Origin of the sequence: Youxingia wuxianensis, from assembly GCF_014385085.1 — a bacterium.
Lineage (GTDB): Bacteria > Bacillota > Clostridia > Oscillospirales > Ruminococcaceae > Youxingia > Youxingia wuxianensis.
Genome location: NZ_JACRTD010000008.1, coordinates 102,994 through 119,722 on the forward strand (window position 1 = coordinate 102,994; position 16,729 = coordinate 119,722).

A 16,729-nucleotide genomic window follows, 5' to 3' on the forward strand; every position below is an offset into this window, starting at 1 on the left:
CTCCGTCAGATAAACAAAATGCCCCGGTCATCGTAGACCGAAGCACTGGTATCATTGCCGCAACGGATCGCGCGGTCGAGAGCCATAATAGTAGCAACCGCACCGTCAATCTTTTCAGTGGATTTTTCCTTGTCCGGCTTGATGTTGCCGGCGGGGTCGGTGCGGATGAAGATGTTATCCATCATCCATCGAAGAACGGGGTGCCCACCGTGGGCGACCTGTTCTTCAAGCACCAGTTTCATCAGTTCTTTGGTGGGCGGGGACATATCTTTGAAGCCCTGTCCGAAAGGAACGACCGTGAAGCCCATACCCTCAAGGTTCTGCACCATCTGCACAGCGCCCCAGCGGTCAAAGGCAATTTCACGGATGTTGTATCGTTCACCCAGGCGCTCGATGAATTTTTCGATGTAACCATAGTGAACCACATTGCCCTCGGTGGTCTGCAGGAAACCCTGCCTCTCCCAAACATCATACGGCACATGGTCGCGCCGGACACGGAGGTCGAGGTTATCCTCTGGTATCCAGAAATACGGTAGGATGATATATTTATCATCATCGTATTCAGGCGGGAACACCAGAACCAGTGCAGTAATATCTGTGGTGGAGGACAAGTCCAGACCACCGTAACACACGCGCCCCTCAAGGTCATCCTCGGAGGTGGCAAAGGCGCATTTGTCCCATCTGTCCATCGGCATCCAACGGACTGCCTGCTTGACCCACTGGTTCAAGCGAAGCTGCCGGAACGCATTCTCTTCGCCGGGGTTCTGCTTGGCGGACTCACAGGCATCACGCACCTTGTCGATGCCCACCGTAATGCCCAGGGAGGGGTTAGCCTTCTTCCAGGTTTCCGGGTCAGTCCAGTCGTCGCTTTCATCCGCACCGTAGATAACGGGATAAAAAGTGTGGTCGATTTTACGACCCTCGATGATGTCCTTTGCCTTTTGGTGGATCTCATAGCAGATGGACTTGGTGTCGTTGCCTGCCGTGGTAATAAGGAAGTACAGCGGCTGCATACGAGCATCGCCGGAACCCTTGGTCATAACATCAAACAGTTTTCTGTTCGGCTGCGTGTGCAACTCATCGAATACAACGCCGTGGGTATTGAAGCCGTGCTTGTTTCCGACATCAGCAGAAAGCACCTGGTAGATACTGCCCGTAGGCAGATAAATCAGACGCTTTTGGGAATCAAGGATTTTGACCCGCTTTGCCAGAGCCGGACACATACGCACCATGTCGGCAGCCACATTAAAAACGATGGATGCCTGCTGTCGGTCAGCGGCACAGCCATAAACCTCGGCGCGTTCCTCACCATCACCGCAGGTCAGCAAAAGCGCAACAGCGGCAGCCAGTTCGGATTTTCCCTGTTTCTTGGGGATTTCGATATATGCGGTATTAAACTGGCGGTAGCCGTTGGGCTTCAGTGTTCCGAAAATGTCTCGGATGATCTGTTCCTGCCAGTCGATCAGTTCAAAGGGCTTTCTTGCCCAGGTACCTTTTGTATGGCAAAGGCACTCAATGAAACCGACCGCATAGTCAGCGGCATCCTTATTGTAGTAGGAGCCTTCGGACATGAAGCGGGTCGGTTTGTATTTCTTCAGCTTTCTGATATGCGGTCACCTCCCTCAAATGAGCATAAAAAATAGCCGCCACCATCATCGGTGCGACTTTCCGTATACGAGGAACAGAGTCTCTCGGCTCCATCCCAGGGCTTTGATATTGTTTTACTTCTTGGTGGGGATCGGTGGCTTGCCCGTGGTCAGCCATGCCAGCCAGCACTGTTCGCAGGTGACCTTGTCGCAAGCAACCGAGCCGCCTTCTTCAAAGGGCGGGTGACCCTTGCTGATGATCTCTGCGATTTCTCCGGCAGTGGTGTCCAGAGCCTTGATGATTTCCAGTCCAGTCTTTGCCATAATGTTTCCTCCTCAGATTTACTTCACCTGTGCCATGCACCAGGCGATTGCGTGGCCGTTGTCTTTGAACCGCTCATCGGTCTTTCCCCAGGGTGCAAGTCTGCACTCAATGTCGCCAAGCCCGGTCTCATCTGGGGTTTCAACGAACTCGTAAATCTCTGCCGTAAAACCGCCTTTCCAGTGGCAGTCCGTAACAAAGACCTTGTCGCCGAACTGAATGACCGCGCCGTAGCTTGCGGAAACCTTCATTTGCAGCCGTTCCATCGTTGTGAATTCCATAATGTTTTCCTCCGTTTTTCTGTGTTTTCCCTTTCGGTGTGACACATATTACCTCTGAAAGCACATAATATCCAGGGGTTTTGCGATAATAAACTACACGATTATTCAGCTATTTTTACGGGGTGAATTTGTGTAGTTTATGACTCGCCCGTAAGGATGAAATTCACATATTCGGAGCGATGCTCCTCAAGGAAAATCACCAGTTCATAGAACCGCATTTCGTTGGCGATGTACTGTACCATCGGAACATCAAACATATTGGTACGGCCAGTCTTTCGGACTGCGAGGATCTGTTCTCGGATTTTATCGGTCATCGGTATTCGCCACCTTTCGACAAACATCGACACCGTAGGCTACATTCAAGCCGGAACCCGTATCCCAGGCAACCATAATGCTGCCAATATCATCAACACCGATTACGGTGCCTTTTGTACCGACGGGCGGAGCCTGCGGGTCATCCATCTGCACCAGTTCCACCCGAGTACCCTTTGGGTAACGCTCACGGAGGGCTTGTAAGGCTTCTCTGGAGATTACTCGCATACTTCCACCTCCTTGGGCTGACCGCTTTTGAAGGCGGAACTGCCCGCCGGGTTGCAGAGCAAGATTTTGCGTTCGGTCTTGAACTCTGCGCCGATGAAGCCCAGGCGGAGAAGGAAGCAGCGGAATGCGTACTTGTCATTGTCCGTTTCCTTTTCCTTTGCCACCACTCGCTTTGCGTTCCGTGCCATTTCGCACAGCTTGCAAATGAAGGTGTCATAGGCTTTCAGTTCCTCTGGAGTAGGCACTGCCGGAAACCAGGGGAAGGAAACTTTCTCGTCCGTGACCTCAATTGGAAGGTCATCCACACCCAGAGCCTTTTTGATGAGGTTGCCCTTGGCTGCGATGAGTGCCTTGAGGTTTTCCAGATTGCTTTCGGTGAAAAGGCTGCGGGGCATGGAAATGCAGATGCCGCAGGCTTCGTCCGCTTCCACATCTTCGTTGGCATCGTCTGCGATGCAGTCTGCCAGAGGGTCTTCAGCCTGGAAGCCCTTCTCACGCAGGAAGTGGATGAGCGGTGCGGCGGTGCTGTTGTCCTCGATGGTGACCTTGCCGTCCACACTGACGGTGAAACCGCCGATCTGGTAGGCAAAACCGGGTGCGCCGAGGTATTTGGCTTTTTCACCGGTGTGTTCAGCAATGGCTGCGACCAGTTGCTTGCGGTCGGAACCGCTGACGTTGTAGTTGATAATCATATTGTGTGACCTCCTTTAAATTTGGTAGTCACATATTCGCTCTAAAACCGAATAATAGCAAGGCCTATAACCACAGAATAGTGTCAAATTATCAGCCCTCGGATTGTGTACAGTACACGATGCCGGACAGCACAAAAACCACGCAAGGAAGTGCGACACCGTTGCCCCACATTTTATATTCTGCGGCATCCGAATGGGGGGCGCGCAGCCACTTGGCAATCTGCTTCAGAGACTTAGGCTTTGTGGAACTGCCCACGATCCTGCGATGGGTTTCAAACACATCGTACCAATAACGGATATCCTCCATCGTAGGTTCGGCAATGCCCAAGTCATCGCACCACCAGTCTGGGAATCCCTGCAGTCTGGCACACTCTGTAGGAGTGAGCCTACGGACGGTGTACCCACTCTGAATAGCACCGGGACCTTTGGCAACGAGAGTGGGCTGAAGTTCCTCCTCAAAGGTAGGAGCGAACTTGGCGTTCTTGCCCTGGTTGAAAGTGTCCCTGCCGATGCCATAGCAAACGGCGGTTGGGTCTTTATAATCACGGGCAAGCACTGTAGGAGCCTTATCCTCGGCAACCTGGGTGAAGCTACCTGTGGTCATGGCGTATACGGCATGGCGGTCGACCGTATTGAGAGTAAAACTGACATCCTCATTGATGCCATCACCCTGGGGACCATTTTTACCATTGCGACCGATCATAGAACCCTGGATGGCATAACTTTCCACCACAGCAATGCCGCCCTGGTTACAGCCGGGGTTGCCGCCATTGCCGTCTATGGTGCGAGATGTTTCGGCCTCATAGATTCCGCTGTGAGGATTGTCCGATTTCATAGCATTGCTTTCTTTTGAGCAAATACCATAAGCCTTCGGCTCAAACAAAGTCTGGTCATTGTTACAGGAAAGCGTGGCGGATTTATCTGTCTGGATGAGAGGACCCTTGCCGCCACCTTCACAACCAGAGCGAATCTTCATAACAAGCGGCACATTTCCACCGCCTGTCCCCATGCGGGAGGTGAGAGTCTGAACCTTGCCGTCCTCGGCAATCTTCACTCTGCTGTCGGTTGGATGGTTTTCCAAGGCGACTGCTGCAGGAACAACACCCGCTCGGAGCGTAGGCGAGGTTTCTTCCTCATAGCCAATGCTACGACTCTTGGCAGAATGCTCGGTGCAGAACCCTGCTGATTCCAGAACGCACGGAGGATGGTGAGCTTCGGCGCGGAGCGTGGCGGTTACATCATCCGTCACGTCCATACGCTGACCGCCCTGGTCATTTAAGCAGCGGCTTGCTGTTCCAGTGCGATCCGCAGCACTTCCGGCAGTTCTTTGCCACGAGCGGAAGCTCTCCGCAGAATACCCAGACAAGCCTTCGGACTTAAAAAGTATGTCGAAGGCACGCCCACCTGCAAAATCTGCGACAAGGTAGATGCGTTTTCTTCGTTGGGGAACTCCCCAGAATTGAGCATCGAGAACTCGGTAAGCAACGCTCCATCCGTCTCCCATGTAGCAGTCGGCATAGGGCCATCGGTTTTTCTCAGGCATAGGCACCTGGGTGTCCGGCTCTGCGACGCCGATGACCGCTTCGAGGACTGCCTTGAAGTCTTCACCGCCGTTTGAGGAGAAGGCGCCGGGGACATTCTCCCACACGATGTATTTTGGATATTTGCCATTGGTGGCACACCTCATTTCCTTAATGATACGGATGGCTTGATAGAACAGTACGGACTGTTGCCCCTCCAATCCGGCTCTGCGTCCGGCAACAGACATATCCGTGCAAGGTGAGCCGAAGGTGATAATGTCCACGGGTTCGATCTTCCCGCCATCCATCTGGGAGATGTCGCCGTAATGTTTCATAAATGGCAGTCGTTTGGTGGTGACCCGAATGGGAAACGGCTCGATCTCCGATGCCCACACAGGTGTGATGCCGGAAATCAAGCCGCCCAAAGGAAAACCGCCGGAACCGTCAAAGAGACTGCCCAGGGTCAAATTATTCATGTTGTACCTCCACTTCGGAGTATTTGTAAGTCAGACCCTCACGCTGCACAGTAACACCGTCTGCACTGCCGATCTGCTCGATATACCGCTTCACGATTACATCGCAGAACTTTTCATCCAGTTCCACGGTGTAGCAGATGCGGTCGGTTTGCTCACAGGCAATCAGCGTAGAGCCTGAACCGCCGAAGGGGTCGAGTACCACGCTGTTGCTCATGGAAGAATTCATAATGGGATACGCCAGAAGCGGGATCGGCTTCATGGTCGGATGGTCACCATTCTTCTTGGGCTTGTCAAATTCCCAGATGGTGGTTTCCTTCCTGCCGGTGTACCACTGGTGCTTACCGTTTTTCTTCCAACCGTACAGACAGGGTTCGTGCTGCCACTGGTAAGGAGAGCGCCCCAGGACAAGGGACTGCTTTTTCCAGATGCAACAGCCAGACAAATAAAAACCCGCATCGGCAAAAGCCCTGCGGAAGTTCAAACCCTCGGTGTCCGCGTGGAACACATAGATGGAAGCATCATCCGCCATTGCGGAGTGCATCTGCGTGTACGCATCCAGAAGGAAGTTATAAAAGGCATCATCTGCCATGTTGTCGTTTTTGATTTTGCCTGCGCTGCCTTCGTAGTTGACGTTGTACGGAGGGTCGGTAATGACCAGGTTCGCTTTGGTACTGCCCATCAGAAGGTCATAGGTTTCAGCCTTGGTGCTGTCACCGCAAATCAGACGGTGGCGACCGAGCATCCAAATATCACCGGGCTTGGTCATGGTGGGCTTTTCCAGTTCAGCGCCTACATCGAAATCATCATCTTTGACACCGTCCTTGAGGGTATCCTTGAACAGATCATCGATCTCGGCAGGCTCGAAGCCAGTGAAGGACACATCGAAGTCAGCACCCTGCAGGTCAGCAATGAGCAGAGCAAGTTTATCCTTGTCCCAATCACCGCTGATTTTGTTAAGGGCAATGTTGAGGGCTTTTTCCTTGTCCTCGTCCATCTCCACCACAACGCAGTCCACTTCGGTCATACCCATATCCATCAGAACCTTCAGACGCTGATGACCGCCAACCACACGGCCGGTAGCCTTGTTCCAGATGACGGGTTCGACATAGCCGAACTGTTCAATAGAGCGTTTCAGCTTTTCATATTCCGCATCACCGGGCTTGAGGTCTTTGCGGGGGTTATAGTCGGCAGGCAGAAGGTCTGCCGTATTTTTCTTTTCAATCAGCATACCAGACCCCACTCGGCAAACTTCTCGAACCCGCCAACGGATTCGATATAGGCTCTTGCCGTTTCCACAATTTCAGAATAAGGAATGCCGTCCACGGTCTCATCACCGATGGCGCAGCACATTTCCACAGGTTCACGGGTTTTCTGCGCCTTGAGCCAAGCATAGATATTTACGCTGACATCAGCCTTGGAGAGGTCTTTGCCGTGGAGACCACCGCCTGTTACGGAGTCAGCCATATCACTGCCCAACTTGCGGTTGGTAGCACCGGTGTCCACATCCGTGCCACCAGTCCAGTCACCGAGCGGATTGATTTCTGCCAAAGGCCACAAAGGCAGAAGTTCGCTGTGGGATACATTGCTCTGGCAGACGATAGCGCGGTGACCATCAATGATGTATTTGCCGTCAAAGGGGTACTCTTCGTACATTTTTCTGACGCCGGAAGCGAGACTTTTCTGCTCGGCAGTTACAGGCACACCCTTAAAGATGCCGTTGTCGCCACAGCGGATAGCGCCACTCTGATTTCGGGAGAGGTGGACATCCTGGGGAACTTCGGAGTAGTCAACATTAAGGAAGCCTGCGATGCGGTGAACGGCAGCAGTCACATCATCAATGGAAAGCTGCACGGAAGTCTCTGCGATGATATGGCAGGTTCCGTGACCGATGAGAACTTCCACTGCGATGCGAGGGTTTCTCTCGGATTTATATGCCAGGTCAACGAGTGCCCCGGCAATGCGGTCGGCAATCTTATCGGGATGGGCGGGATTTACTTTTTCAAACATAATCAACCGTTTCCTTTCCTTGCACGAAGCAATCGTTCCATAACATCATCCTGGGGATTTGCACCGTTATATTCGCCGGTGCAGTTCTCACGGACGATCTGGTAAATTTCCGACCACAGGCGATTTGCCTGGGTCATGTATGTGTTTGCGATAGCCACATAGGGTGACTGGATTGCTGCACCCGTGGTGGGGTGCTTTGCCAGAAAGCCCAACTCACTGGTGAGGGACTCACACTGAATCCATCTGGCGCTTGCCATAGCGAAGCGTTCAATGAGCTGCGGAGAAATGATGGCAGCGCATCCACGGTCGGACAGCCACTTCCATACATTTTCATAAATCTCGGCAGCACAGAGCGTAGAGCCGTCTTTCTGTTTTGCGGAAAGGAACTCGGAGGGCTTGGGCATCGGCTGCCCCTCCAGATCAGCCGCGCTGTCTTTGAAATCAATTACAGTCAGCGGTCGCTTGCCAGGGTTGCCATCCGCAATCTTGTCCGCAATCGGCTTTTTCGGTCTGCCACCGGAGCCGGGTTTTGGTCCTCTCTGACCCATATTCTTCACACCTCCTTCATGCCGGGGTCTATTCCCCCGAAAACTTATGCGATTTTCCACACGGACTCCCAGGCCCGTTGCACGGGATAAAGGTCCCGGAGATTTGACCGCCCCTACCGGGTCACTGATTATGCCAACGATCACCACGCTCGGCATGGATTCTGGCGTGGCAGGACTTACAAAGGGCAATCAAATTATCTCTTGCGTGAGTGCCGCCCTCGGATAAAGGCACCTTGTGGTGGACTTCCTCGGTCGCAACCAGTCGGCCGTCCTTCTGGCACACCTCACACAAAGGATGCTGCTGCACATAGCTGTCACGGATACGCTTCCAGGCCCGTCCGTATCTACGGCGTACAGCAGGGTCTCTGTCGTACTTCTCGTAGCGTTTGGCTTCAGCCTTTGCGTGTTCCTCACAGAACCTGCCATCCGTTAGCTTGGGACAGCCGGGGTAAGAACACGGACGCTTCGGTTTCTTCGGCATCGTTTCACCTCCTTGGGGCATACAAAAAGCCCCACGGGATTGCTCCCATGAGGCTCTCTGTGCAGTCTTTCATGATACTATTATACAACGCCGTAACGGAAAAAGCGTCCACGATATTACTCATCACTTGCCATACAGAAGCAGGGCCAGATGCTGAACAGCACGGTTCTTTTTGTTGTATGCGGAAGACCGCTCGATGTTGAAGTGGTCACAGATGTCGTAAACGGCATCGGTTTGACGCTCGTCCTCGTTCCAGTAGAAGGTCTGCAGGACATAGCGTTCATCCTCGGACAGTGCCATCCACGCCGGTTTGAACCAGTCCATGTACTCAACAGCCTGTCTGTACCGCTCCTTCAGCACATCGATTTCATCAATGGCTGCGATGATGCGGTTTTCATTTGCCTGCGGATTATGGGGACCTTTCGGCATATCCGAGAGGACGGGACTGCCAACAGAGGACATTCTGTCATGGACGGTATCGATCTCCTCATCGGTGTGGTCAATGATGTACTGCATACTGCCATAATCCTTCAATGCATTGATGGCAGCGCCGCGTTTGTCCAAATAGTGCCAGATAATATTCATATTCGTACCTCCGAAATGTTGTGATCCTCGGATTGGCACGGATTTTCATAGATTGACTCAGATTTTCAAGGCCGCTTTTACGGCATCAATCAATGCCGTCTGGGTATGCTCCTTTTGGGAGAGGGCTTTCATGATGCGGTTGTCAATGGTGCCCTTTGTGACGATGTGCTGAACCACCACGGTTTCGGAGGTCTGACCCTGCCGCCACAGACGGGCTACGGTCTGCTGATACAGTTCCAAACTCCATGTCAGCCCGAACCACACAAGTGTGGAGCCGCCGGACTGGAGGTTCAAACCGTGTCCTGCCGATGCAGGGTGGATCAGAGCCACCGAGATTTGACCGTTGTTCCATCTACGGATGCTGTCGGAGTCATCCAGGCGGGAGAACGGAATATGCAGTTTTTTCAGCCGCTCGGATATGCGGGTCAGGTCATGCTTGAACCAGTAGGCCACCAGAACCGGCTTGCCGTTTGCCGCTTCGATGATGTCCTCAAGAGCATCCAACTTGCGGTCATGGATTTGGATAACCTTACCGCTGTCATCGTAGATCGCGCCGTTTGCCATCTGTGACAGCTTGCCGGAAAGGGATGCTGCGTTGGCAGCAGTGATCTCGCCGTCATCCAGGGTCAGAACCAACTCACGCTTCAGTTCATCGTAATGCTCCCGCTCCTCATCGGAAAGCTGAACCGTGTACTCGCTGTTTACCAGTTCCGGCATCTGCAGGTGGTCAGTGGATTTCATGGAAATGGTGATGTCTGAAATCTGTCTGTAGATGGCATCCTCCGCATACGGCAGTGGCTTGTAGGAGTAGATGATCTGACCGTTGCGCTTATCCGGCATGAAGTAGTCGGTGCGGTACTTGGTGATGAATCGCCCAAGGCGCTGACCCATGTCCAGGATGCGGAACTCTGCCCACAGATCCATCAGGCCGTTGGAGGCGGGAGTGCCGGTCAGTCCAACGATGCGGCTGACTCTGGGTCTGACTTTCAAGATGGACTTGAACCGCTTTGTGTTGTGGTTCTTGAAGGAGGACAGTTCGTCAATCACAATCATATCGAAGGTGAACGGAATGCCGCTTTCCTCCACAAGCCACTGCACATTTTCACGGTTGATGATATAAATATCGGCAGGTCGCATCAGGGCGGCTTTGCGTTCTGCTTCTGTGCCAACAGCCACGGAACAGATGAGGTTCTGGAGGTGATCCCACTTATCGACTTCAGCCGTCCATGTATCCCGTGCCACACGCAGCGGTGCGATTACCAGAACTCGGTGTACTTCGAAGCTGTCAAACAGAAGATTGCCGATGGCCGTGAGGGTGATGCTCGTTTTGCCAAGACCCATGTCCAGAAAGACGGTAGCGATGGGATGGGTTTCGATGTAGTCGATGGCATAAGCCTGGTAGTCATGCGGTGCGTATCTCATCAAGAATCCCTCCGATCTGCTCTTCGTTATCCAGGACATAGACCCTGAACCCCAATCTCCGCAAGAGTGCGTGGCGGGAGGTCTGCAATGCCCGTGGCTTTTTCCCTGGGGCCTTTACTTCCACAAAAGCCATACAGCCACCGGGCAAAAGAACGATTCTGTCCGGCATCCCATCAAATCCAGGAGAAACGAACTTCGGACAGATGCCGCCCTGCTTTTTTACCATCAGCGTTAATTTTTGCTCGATTGCTTTTTCTCTCATAATGCTTTCTCCATTCGTTTTTCTGACCATGTGCAAGGTGTATCAATGTCATTTACTAAACTCTTTCTTATGGTTTTTTCTTGAAATTTTCCCTTAAGAGACTTTTTGTAATAGACCTTGATACACCTTGTCATAGTCCCGGTTAATTCAAAAAATCCTCAAAGTCGCCATCATCTGTTTTCAGCTTCAGACCCTTAAAATAACGCTTGCGGTTCAGTACCAAACGCTCAAAACCCGCATTCTCCAAGGCAAGGTAGAAATCTGCGGTGTTACGCACATACTCATTGCAATCAAGGCAGTAGTTGCGGTATGCCTGGTAAAGGGTACTGGAACTTTCTTTCAGACCGTCACCGACCTCACACTTTTCAGTCAGGAAGTTACCGAACCAGTCATTCTGGCTGCGGTAGTCATCAATGGCTTTCTGCACGATAGCGGGAACGGGAAACTTGTAGCCCAGGTCAATGACCTTTTTGGCACCCTCGATAATCCAGGCAAGAATGCTCTCGGCAGCGTTCTGATACAGGTAGTCACCGTAATTTTTGATGTCGCTTTTGCCCTCAATCTTGGCATTGAACGGGATAACGATAAGGCGGCGCCAGGTACCGTCATCGGAAGCGCTGACTCTGGGAAGATGGTTGGTGTACAGCACCAAGCTGTGGCTCGGAGAGAAGCTGAAGGGGTCCTTGTACTTCTTTTCCGCAAAAATGTCATCCACGGAGCAGAGCTGCTTTACGGTAGAATCGTTCAGCCGAGCGCCTTCTTGCATCTCGGCGGCAATGAGCAGACGCTTGCCCTTGACCTCGGCCATCTCCGGCTTCACATTGCGGCGGCATCCGAAGGTCAGCGTGTCGGCGGAGATATTGCCGCTGTAAAGACCCAGGACACGGGACACGGAGTTCCAGAAGGTGGACTTACCGTTACGGCCACAACCGTATGCGATAATGAGAGCTTCGACCTCGACCTTGCCAACGGCAGCGAGACCACAGATCATCTGCACATAATCGATGAGTTCCTGGTCACCGCAGAAAATGGTGTTCAGGCAGTCGAGCCAGATCTGTTTGCCACGGTCGCCGGGAGAAACGGTGGTAGTCTTGGTGATAAAGTCCTCCGGCGAATGTTCCCTTGCACCCGCCATACCCAGACGGAGGTCATAGGTGGCATCCGGGGTACAAAGCAAATACGGATTGGCATCCAAGTCCTGTGGGGTGATTTCCAACATGGGGCGGGACTCTTTCAGCGTTGCGGTGATATTCTTGGATGCACGGCGCTGAATGACATAGGACTGATATGCCTTTGCGGCGAGGAAGGCTTTGTAGGCTTCCATCTGTTTCTCGTTCATCATGCCTTCGGCTTTGGCTTTGCTGTTGTTTTCCATGATTTCCTGTGCACCGCAAGCCTTCAGCGTAGCAAGGGCGGCAAGCATATCGGAAGATGCCTCTGCAAGCTGACGGCGGGTCAGTTCGTGGGCAACAGCCTGTGCGCCGGGTTCGGTTTCCTGCCAGTACCGGCCGTTGTAACGGATGTAGTGGGTTGCCGGAGAATAACGCAGTTCCCCGGAGAAGTGCTTTGCCAGAACCTCTGCCTGCCCGACATCGGAGAAATCGTCCGGTTTATAGGATGTATCATCGTTGTATAATTCGGGAGGAACATATCCGTCCTGCTGCTGAACCTTGGCATAGAACTTCTGGGCGGAGTGCCAGATGGTCATCAGTTCCTGCTGTTCCAAGGGAGGATTGCACTTGTCGGCTTCCTCCATGAAGCACTGGAAAGCGGTGTCGTTGTCACCATATTTTTTGATGACGCGACCGGCAAAGCGGGACATAGTAGCATTACGGCTGCCTTCGGGAATGACCTGTGTGCCACCGTGGGAACCACCGGGCATATCCGCATCAAAATCCTCTGCGGACAGATACTCACTTAAGGTCATATCACCAGGGTACAGTTCGACCTCTGGGTTCGCCGTTCCGAAAAAGAAACGGGCAGCATCCAGGGCTTTGGTATCGAAATACGGGAAAATGGTATTGACCAGTTTCTTCATTTCGCTGTATGCGGCGGAGTCCGTCATATACTCAATGGGAAACAGGACATGGAACTTGGGACGAGCGGGTTTGCCGTTTTTCTCACGCATATTGAAGCGACTGTAGTGAACGGCAAAGGTAATGCCGGGGAAAGCCGCCTGAACATCAGCCGGAGTGACCCAATCGGCAGGGTTCTCGGAGTGGTCATTGTCACAGTCCACAGGCAGACAGTCCGAGCCGAGGAAATTATCGCCGTTGCGGTAATTGTTCATGTACTCGGCGCAGACATAGTCGCGGCTGACCGCTTCCGCAAAACTGGCAGGATCGGTCACCTCGACTTTGTGGGGATAAGAGCAGTTGCTTGGGGCATTGATAAAATCTGCACTATACAGGGTGAACATCAGTCATGCACCTCCTTGGCACCGTCCTCCAGGGCTTTTGTGATAAACTTGAGCGCACGGATCATGGTCTCCAGTTCACAGTCGCCGCCGAGGAACAGTTCAAAACCTTCATCACCGTCTCGCCCCAAGGGGTTAACACGGATATCGGTAGAACCCATATCCTCAATGCGGATATAGGCGCGGCTGCCGTGACCACTGTCGCCACCCTGGAATCCATTGGTGCCTGCTTCGACTTCCAGGACATTGGCGCTGTAAATTTCTCTGGTGTAGGTGGTGATTTCCTTACCGTACACTTTTCTGGTTCCTTCAGTTATTTCAAACATGGTGTACCTCCTCGCAGGTTTCAGTAAAATAACGCAAGCGGTAATTTTTCCACTTGGCACGGTTGATCTCTGCTTCCATTCCGGCAGAGATACGGCTGCCAAACACCCAGACCTCGGAGCATTTGCTCATGAGGGCGTTGCCGAAGAACAGACCAAGCTGCCGTTCCTTGGGGTTGGCATCATTCAGAAATTGCGGAAACAGTAGGTGCGGTGCTATGGGGATATAGCCTTTTTCCACCGCAAAGCGGCTGTATCCTTGGGCGGCCTTTACATTTTTCTCGATCTCTCCGGCATAGGGAGAGCAGATATACACGATAGGCCGAAATGCACGAAGCGCCCGTTCCTCTTTTTCTACGGTGGACATAGCCTCGTATGCGGTTGGGTCGTAATAACCCTCGCTGTTGAATTTATCTACACTCATACAGGACTCCTTTCACGATGGGCTTCACCGCCATCTCTACTATCCACTGGAGGTGAAGCCCCGTTTTGAACACAAAAGCATCAATCTTTTTTATAAAAATCTGTTTCATAGCCATCGGCACGGAGCAACAGTCCCGACGCCCAGGGCGGGGTTCTGCCCATCTGGTCGCAGACTGCCTGCAGAGACATCCTGCGATCCGCTTCGATGACAACTTCATCGTGGATATGCATCACAATGGAACAGCAGCGGAGGGTGTTCATTGCATAGCAGAGAATGTCACGGGCAGTTGCCTGGACAATGTTTTCCACAAACTTGGGACCGTAGCTGTCGAGCCGCTCCCATTTCTTTGTGCCGCCGACGCCTTCGTAGGTGATACAATCGCCGCCGAACTTATTTGTGCCGACCTTGGGTTTTACATAGGAAAGCTGCCTGCCGGACGGAAGCGTAATAAAAAGCATCCCGCTCCTGCAGGAGAACTCAATGCCGTGGGTTTCGTTGGTGTGCTTGTAGCGCACTGCTTCCATTGCCGCACGGTCAACATCCCACCACAGTTTTGTAATGTTTGGATTGGCCTGCCTCCACGCATCTACCAGAGGCGGCAGTTCCTCTTCGGAAAGCCCCATCTCCAATGAACCCATTGCCTTCAAAGCACCGACTGATCCGCCATAGCCCAGAGCCAACTCTGCGATTTTGCCCTTCTGCCGGAGGTGACCGTTGACACCGTGCTTTTCGACCGGGACACCAAACATCTGGGAAGCGGAAGCACAATAAATGTCCTTACCTTCGGCAAAAACCTTCTGCCGCCACTCTTCTCCGGCAAGCCACGCAATGACACGGGCTTCAATGGCAGAGAAGTCCGCCACGATCAGCTTGGCATCTGCTCTGGGGACGAATGCCGTGCGGATAAGCTGCGACAATGTATCTGGCACATCTTCGTAGAGCATTTCCAGAGCATCGAAATCGCCGCAGCGGACAAGTCCACGGGCTTCCGCCAGATCCACCAAATGGTTCTGGGGCAGATTCTGCATTTGGATGATGCGCCCCGCCCATCGACCAGTGCGGTTGGCACCATAGAACTGGAACATCCCTCTGGCGCGACCATCGGCACAGACAGCAGTCTCCATTGCCTGGTACTTTTTCACCGAGGACTTGGCAAGCTGCTGACGGAGAGTCAGAACTTTCTGCAATTCCGGCGGCGCAGTCTTCAGCATTTCAGCCACAGCCTTTTTGCCAAGGGTGTCGGTTTCCATGCCGTTGTCCGAAAGCCACTGCTTCATTTGCTGCACAGAGTTGGGATTTTCCAGAGCCGTCAGTCCCTTCATTGCCTGGGTCAGTTCAGAGCGGGATCTGCCATCCATCTGAATGGCCTGCTGCACCAGTTCCATGTCCAGGGCAACGCCACGGTCGTTGATTTCCTGGTCGATGTGGTATTCGTCCCAGACGCTGTCCGGCACAGGGTACTTGGCAAGTCGCGCCTGGATGGACATCTCGGTTTCAACATCACGGATGTTATATTTTTTGAAAGCCAACCACTTGTCCGGGGCATGAGCCGGAAGGTTGCGGGTGCGCTGACCGTTGGACTTGGTAGGCGCACAGGGCTGACAGAAATATTTGATGAGGTCTTTGCCTTCGGTCAGCTTCTGCTTCTCAAGCCCAAGCACTGAACCAACACCTTCCAGAGAAAGCGGCAGTCCCATCGTTGCTGCCCACACCATAGAACACTTCCATGAATCTGGCTCCAAGTAGTCTCCAGTGGGGTAACCCAGGTGCCGAGACAAGCAGATGCGTTCAAAGTTGGCGTTAAAGGCCCACTTGGTTACAGAATCGTCCTCTAAAGCGGCAACAATGTCGGCGGGGATCTGTTCTCCGCAGGCAAGGTCGACCAGTTGCACGGGACCGCCGTCCACACTATAGGAAAACAGCAATATTTCAAATAAAGGTGACTCTACATAGCGATACACGCCAGTTTTTGCAAGGGGCTGATCGCTGTAGGTCTCGATATCAATTGAGAGAATTTTCATATCATTGTCCTTTCAACGAGAATAAGGGCGGCAGAGACTGATCCCCGCCGCCCCATTGGTGCGTTAGTCCACCTTTGTGGCGGATTCCCTCATTTTCTTGGCTTCCTTGCGCTTGCGGATCTTGCCCTTCACCCAACTCACCGCAGATGCGATGAGGAAGATGAGTTCAGCGATAAACACGCCGGTCATGGCTCCGAAGCAGGTGTAAAGCATCAGTTCCTGAAATTCAGTCATGGTCGCACCTCCATTAAGCCAGGAAATCGTCATCCGCATCGGTTGCGAAGTCGGACTCGGCGCTTGCCTTACCACCCAGAGGTTCTCCGGCACGGATGAGCTGGAGATTGTTCAGACCGCAAGCGATACCCTTGTTGCCATTGGAATTGAAGGCATACAGGTTGATGCTTGCACGGCCATACACGCCGGAGTAGACCTCGGAGCGGGTCAGCACAGGATTGCGGTCAGCATCCACGATGCCGGGAGCGGTAGCGGAGTTGGCATTGATGAAGTAGGCGTTGGCATAGGCAGGATCATCGGGTCTCTCGATATCGCCGTCGCGCAGAGGGGTCTTGATGGCAGCCAGAGGGGGTACGCTCTTGCTGTTGCCCTTCAACTTGGACTGACCCTCCTGGTAGGCAGCTTCGATTGCCGCCTTGATCTTTGCGACAGTCTTGGTGTCGGACTTGGGAATGATGAGACTGACACTGTACTTGGGAGTGCCGCCGTTAATGGACTTGGGTTCCCAGACATTGGCATAAGACCAACGGGTATCGGGACCGGTGATGACCTTCATAGGGTTGTTGACTCTGTTTGCGTTGTTAGACAT

General features: G+C 52.9%; 20 protein-coding genes. All 20 read right to left on the reverse strand.

What is annotated here, in order from left to right:
- Positions 1 to 5: 5 nt before the first annotated feature.
- The 20 genes from H8705_RS11335 to H8705_RS11430 all read right to left on the reverse strand — a co-directional run bounded on the left by H8705_RS11335 (position 6) and on the right by H8705_RS11430 (position 16,729).
- Positions 6 to 1,607 carry a terminase large subunit gene (locus H8705_RS11335; protein ID WP_262395951.1) on the reverse strand — a complete coding sequence of 534 codons (1,602 nt, stop codon included), beginning with the start codon at positions 1,605 to 1,607 and terminating at the stop codon, positions 6 to 8.
- A gap of 114 nt (positions 1,608 to 1,721) precedes the next feature.
- Positions 1,722 to 1,910: a hypothetical protein gene (locus tag H8705_RS11340; RefSeq protein WP_262395896.1), complete on the reverse strand. Its 189-nt coding sequence runs from the start codon at positions 1,908 to 1,910 to the stop codon at positions 1,722 to 1,724.
- 18 nt (positions 1,911 to 1,928) lie between these two features.
- Positions 1,929 to 2,189, reverse strand: coding sequence for an Nmad4 family putative nucleotide modification protein (locus tag H8705_RS11345; protein ID WP_128746774.1), 261 nt, complete (start codon positions 2,187 to 2,189; stop codon positions 1,929 to 1,931).
- A 137-nt stretch (positions 2,190 to 2,326) separates the two neighbouring features.
- Entirely contained in the window at positions 2,327 to 2,503 is a 177-nt protein-coding gene (locus tag H8705_RS11350) for a DUF5049 domain-containing protein (protein WP_128744942.1), read from the reverse strand.
- Positions 2,493 to 2,729, reverse strand: coding sequence for a DUF4314 domain-containing protein (locus H8705_RS11355; protein ID WP_262395899.1), 237 nt, complete (start codon positions 2,727 to 2,729; stop codon positions 2,493 to 2,495). The genes H8705_RS11350 and H8705_RS11355 overlap by 11 nt, the downstream gene beginning before the upstream one ends.
- Positions 2,720 to 3,421: a virulence protein gene (locus H8705_RS11360; RefSeq protein WP_262395900.1), complete on the reverse strand. Its 702-nt coding sequence runs from the start codon at positions 3,419 to 3,421 to the stop codon at positions 2,720 to 2,722. Before H8705_RS11360 ends, H8705_RS11355 begins: the two co-directional genes overlap by 10 nt.
- A gap of 91 nt (positions 3,422 to 3,512) precedes the next feature.
- Positions 3,513 to 5,417, reverse strand: a complete 1,905-nt coding sequence (locus H8705_RS11365) for a DNA cytosine methyltransferase (protein WP_262395901.1) — start codon at positions 5,415 to 5,417, stop codon at positions 3,513 to 3,515.
- A complete protein-coding gene (locus tag H8705_RS11370; protein WP_262395902.1) occupies positions 5,410 to 6,645 on the reverse strand; it encodes a site-specific DNA-methyltransferase in 1,236 nt (411 codons plus the stop codon). Before H8705_RS11370 ends, H8705_RS11365 begins: the two co-directional genes overlap by 8 nt.
- Positions 6,639 to 7,424: an S-adenosylmethionine synthetase N-terminal domain-containing protein gene (locus H8705_RS11375; protein ID WP_262395903.1), complete on the reverse strand. Its 786-nt coding sequence runs from the start codon at positions 7,422 to 7,424 to the stop codon at positions 6,639 to 6,641. The genes H8705_RS11370 and H8705_RS11375 overlap by 7 nt, the downstream gene beginning before the upstream one ends.
- 2 nt (positions 7,425 to 7,426) lie before the next feature.
- Positions 7,427 to 7,972 carry a P27 family phage terminase small subunit gene (locus H8705_RS11380; protein ID WP_262395904.1) on the reverse strand — a complete coding sequence of 182 codons (546 nt, stop codon included), beginning with the start codon at positions 7,970 to 7,972 and terminating at the stop codon, positions 7,427 to 7,429.
- A gap of 121 nt (positions 7,973 to 8,093) precedes the next feature.
- Entirely contained in the window at positions 8,094 to 8,453 is a 360-nt protein-coding gene (locus H8705_RS11385) for an HNH endonuclease (RefSeq protein ID WP_262395905.1), read from the reverse strand.
- Between the two features lie 123 nt (positions 8,454 to 8,576).
- Entirely contained in the window at positions 8,577 to 9,077 is a 501-nt protein-coding gene (locus H8705_RS11390; protein ID WP_392392090.1) for a hypothetical protein, read from the reverse strand.
- Positions 9,078 to 9,095: 18 nt separating this feature from the next.
- Complete coding sequence (locus H8705_RS11395) at positions 9,096 to 10,460, reverse strand: DEAD/DEAH box helicase (protein ID WP_262395906.1); 1,365 nt, start codon at positions 10,458 to 10,460, stop codon at positions 9,096 to 9,098.
- Positions 10,441 to 10,722, reverse strand: coding sequence for a VRR-NUC domain-containing protein (locus tag H8705_RS11400; protein WP_128746776.1), 282 nt, complete (start codon positions 10,720 to 10,722; stop codon positions 10,441 to 10,443). The genes H8705_RS11395 and H8705_RS11400 overlap by 20 nt, the downstream gene beginning before the upstream one ends.
- 142 nt (positions 10,723 to 10,864) lie before the next feature.
- Positions 10,865 to 13,141: a phage/plasmid primase, P4 family gene (locus tag H8705_RS11405; RefSeq protein WP_392392091.1), complete on the reverse strand. Its 2,277-nt coding sequence runs from the start codon at positions 13,139 to 13,141 to the stop codon at positions 10,865 to 10,867.
- The gene (locus H8705_RS11410; RefSeq protein ID WP_262395908.1) at positions 13,141 to 13,464 is read right to left on the reverse strand and encodes a hypothetical protein; all 324 of its coding nucleotides are present in this window, start codon (positions 13,462 to 13,464) and stop codon (positions 13,141 to 13,143) included. The genes H8705_RS11405 and H8705_RS11410 overlap by 1 nt, the downstream gene beginning before the upstream one ends.
- On the reverse strand, positions 13,457 to 13,885 hold the full coding sequence (locus H8705_RS11415; protein ID WP_262395909.1) for a DUF7768 domain-containing protein: 429 nt from the start codon (positions 13,883 to 13,885) through the stop codon (positions 13,457 to 13,459). The genes H8705_RS11410 and H8705_RS11415 overlap by 8 nt, the downstream gene beginning before the upstream one ends.
- A gap of 80 nt (positions 13,886 to 13,965) precedes the next feature.
- On the reverse strand, positions 13,966 to 15,906 hold the full coding sequence (locus H8705_RS11420; protein ID WP_262395910.1) for a DNA polymerase: 1,941 nt from the start codon (positions 15,904 to 15,906) through the stop codon (positions 13,966 to 13,968).
- Between the two features lie 63 nt (positions 15,907 to 15,969).
- On the reverse strand, positions 15,970 to 16,140 hold the full coding sequence (locus H8705_RS11425; RefSeq protein ID WP_262395911.1) for a hypothetical protein: 171 nt from the start codon (positions 16,138 to 16,140) through the stop codon (positions 15,970 to 15,972).
- 13 nt (positions 16,141 to 16,153) lie between these two features.
- Positions 16,154 to 16,729, reverse strand: a complete 576-nt coding sequence (locus tag H8705_RS11430; protein ID WP_128744955.1) for a DUF2815 family protein — start codon at positions 16,727 to 16,729, stop codon at positions 16,154 to 16,156.

Bases quoted from the DNA above. Each gene is read 5' to 3' on its own strand.
- H8705_RS11340 (WP_262395896.1), bottom strand. From the start codon at position 1,910: ATGGCAAAGACTGGACTGGAAATCATCAAGGCTCTGGACACCACTGCC.
- H8705_RS11345 (WP_128746774.1), bottom strand. From the start codon at position 2,189: ATGGAATTCACAACGATGGAACGGCTGCAAATGAAGGTTTCCGCAAGC.
- H8705_RS11350 (WP_128744942.1), bottom strand. From the start codon at position 2,503: ATGACCGATAAAATCCGAGAACAGATCCTCGCAGTCCGAAAGACTGGC.
- H8705_RS11355 (WP_262395899.1), bottom strand. From the start codon at position 2,729: ATGCGAGTAATCTCCAGAGAAGCCTTACAAGCCCTCCGTGAGCGTTAC.
- H8705_RS11360 (WP_262395900.1), bottom strand. From the start codon at position 3,421: ATGATTATCAACTACAACGTCAGCGGTTCCGACCGCAAGCAACTGGTC.
- H8705_RS11365 (WP_262395901.1), bottom strand. From the start codon at position 5,417: ATGAATAATTTGACCCTGGGCAGTCTCTTTGACGGTTCCGGCGGTTTT.
- H8705_RS11370 (WP_262395902.1), bottom strand. From the start codon at position 6,645: ATGCTGATTGAAAAGAAAAATACGGCAGACCTTCTGCCTGCCGACTAT.
- H8705_RS11375 (WP_262395903.1), bottom strand. From the start codon at position 7,424: ATGTTTGAAAAAGTAAATCCCGCCCATCCCGATAAGATTGCCGACCGC.
- H8705_RS11380 (WP_262395904.1), bottom strand. From the start codon at position 7,972: ATGGGTCAGAGAGGACCAAAACCCGGCTCCGGTGGCAGACCGAAAAAG.
- H8705_RS11385 (WP_262395905.1), bottom strand. From the start codon at position 8,453: ATGCCGAAGAAACCGAAGCGTCCGTGTTCTTACCCCGGCTGTCCCAAG.
- H8705_RS11395 (WP_262395906.1), bottom strand. From the start codon at position 10,460: ATGAGATACGCACCGCATGACTACCAGGCTTATGCCATCGACTACATC.
- H8705_RS11400 (WP_128746776.1), bottom strand. From the start codon at position 10,722: ATGAGAGAAAAAGCAATCGAGCAAAAATTAACGCTGATGGTAAAAAAG.
- H8705_RS11405 (WP_392392091.1), bottom strand. From the start codon at position 13,141: ATGTTCACCCTGTATAGTGCAGATTTTATCAATGCCCCAAGCAACTGC.
- H8705_RS11410 (WP_262395908.1), bottom strand. From the start codon at position 13,464: ATGTTTGAAATAACTGAAGGAACCAGAAAAGTGTACGGTAAGGAAATC.
- H8705_RS11415 (WP_262395909.1), bottom strand. From the start codon at position 13,885: ATGAGTGTAGATAAATTCAACAGCGAGGGTTATTACGACCCAACCGCA.
- H8705_RS11420 (WP_262395910.1), bottom strand. From the start codon at position 15,906: ATGAAAATTCTCTCAATTGATATCGAGACCTACAGCGATCAGCCCCTT.
- H8705_RS11425 (WP_262395911.1), bottom strand. From the start codon at position 16,140: ATGACTGAATTTCAGGAACTGATGCTTTACACCTGCTTCGGAGCCATG.
- H8705_RS11430 (WP_128744955.1), bottom strand. From the start codon at position 16,729: ATGTCTAACAACGCAAACAGAGTCAACAACCCTATGAAGGTCATCACC.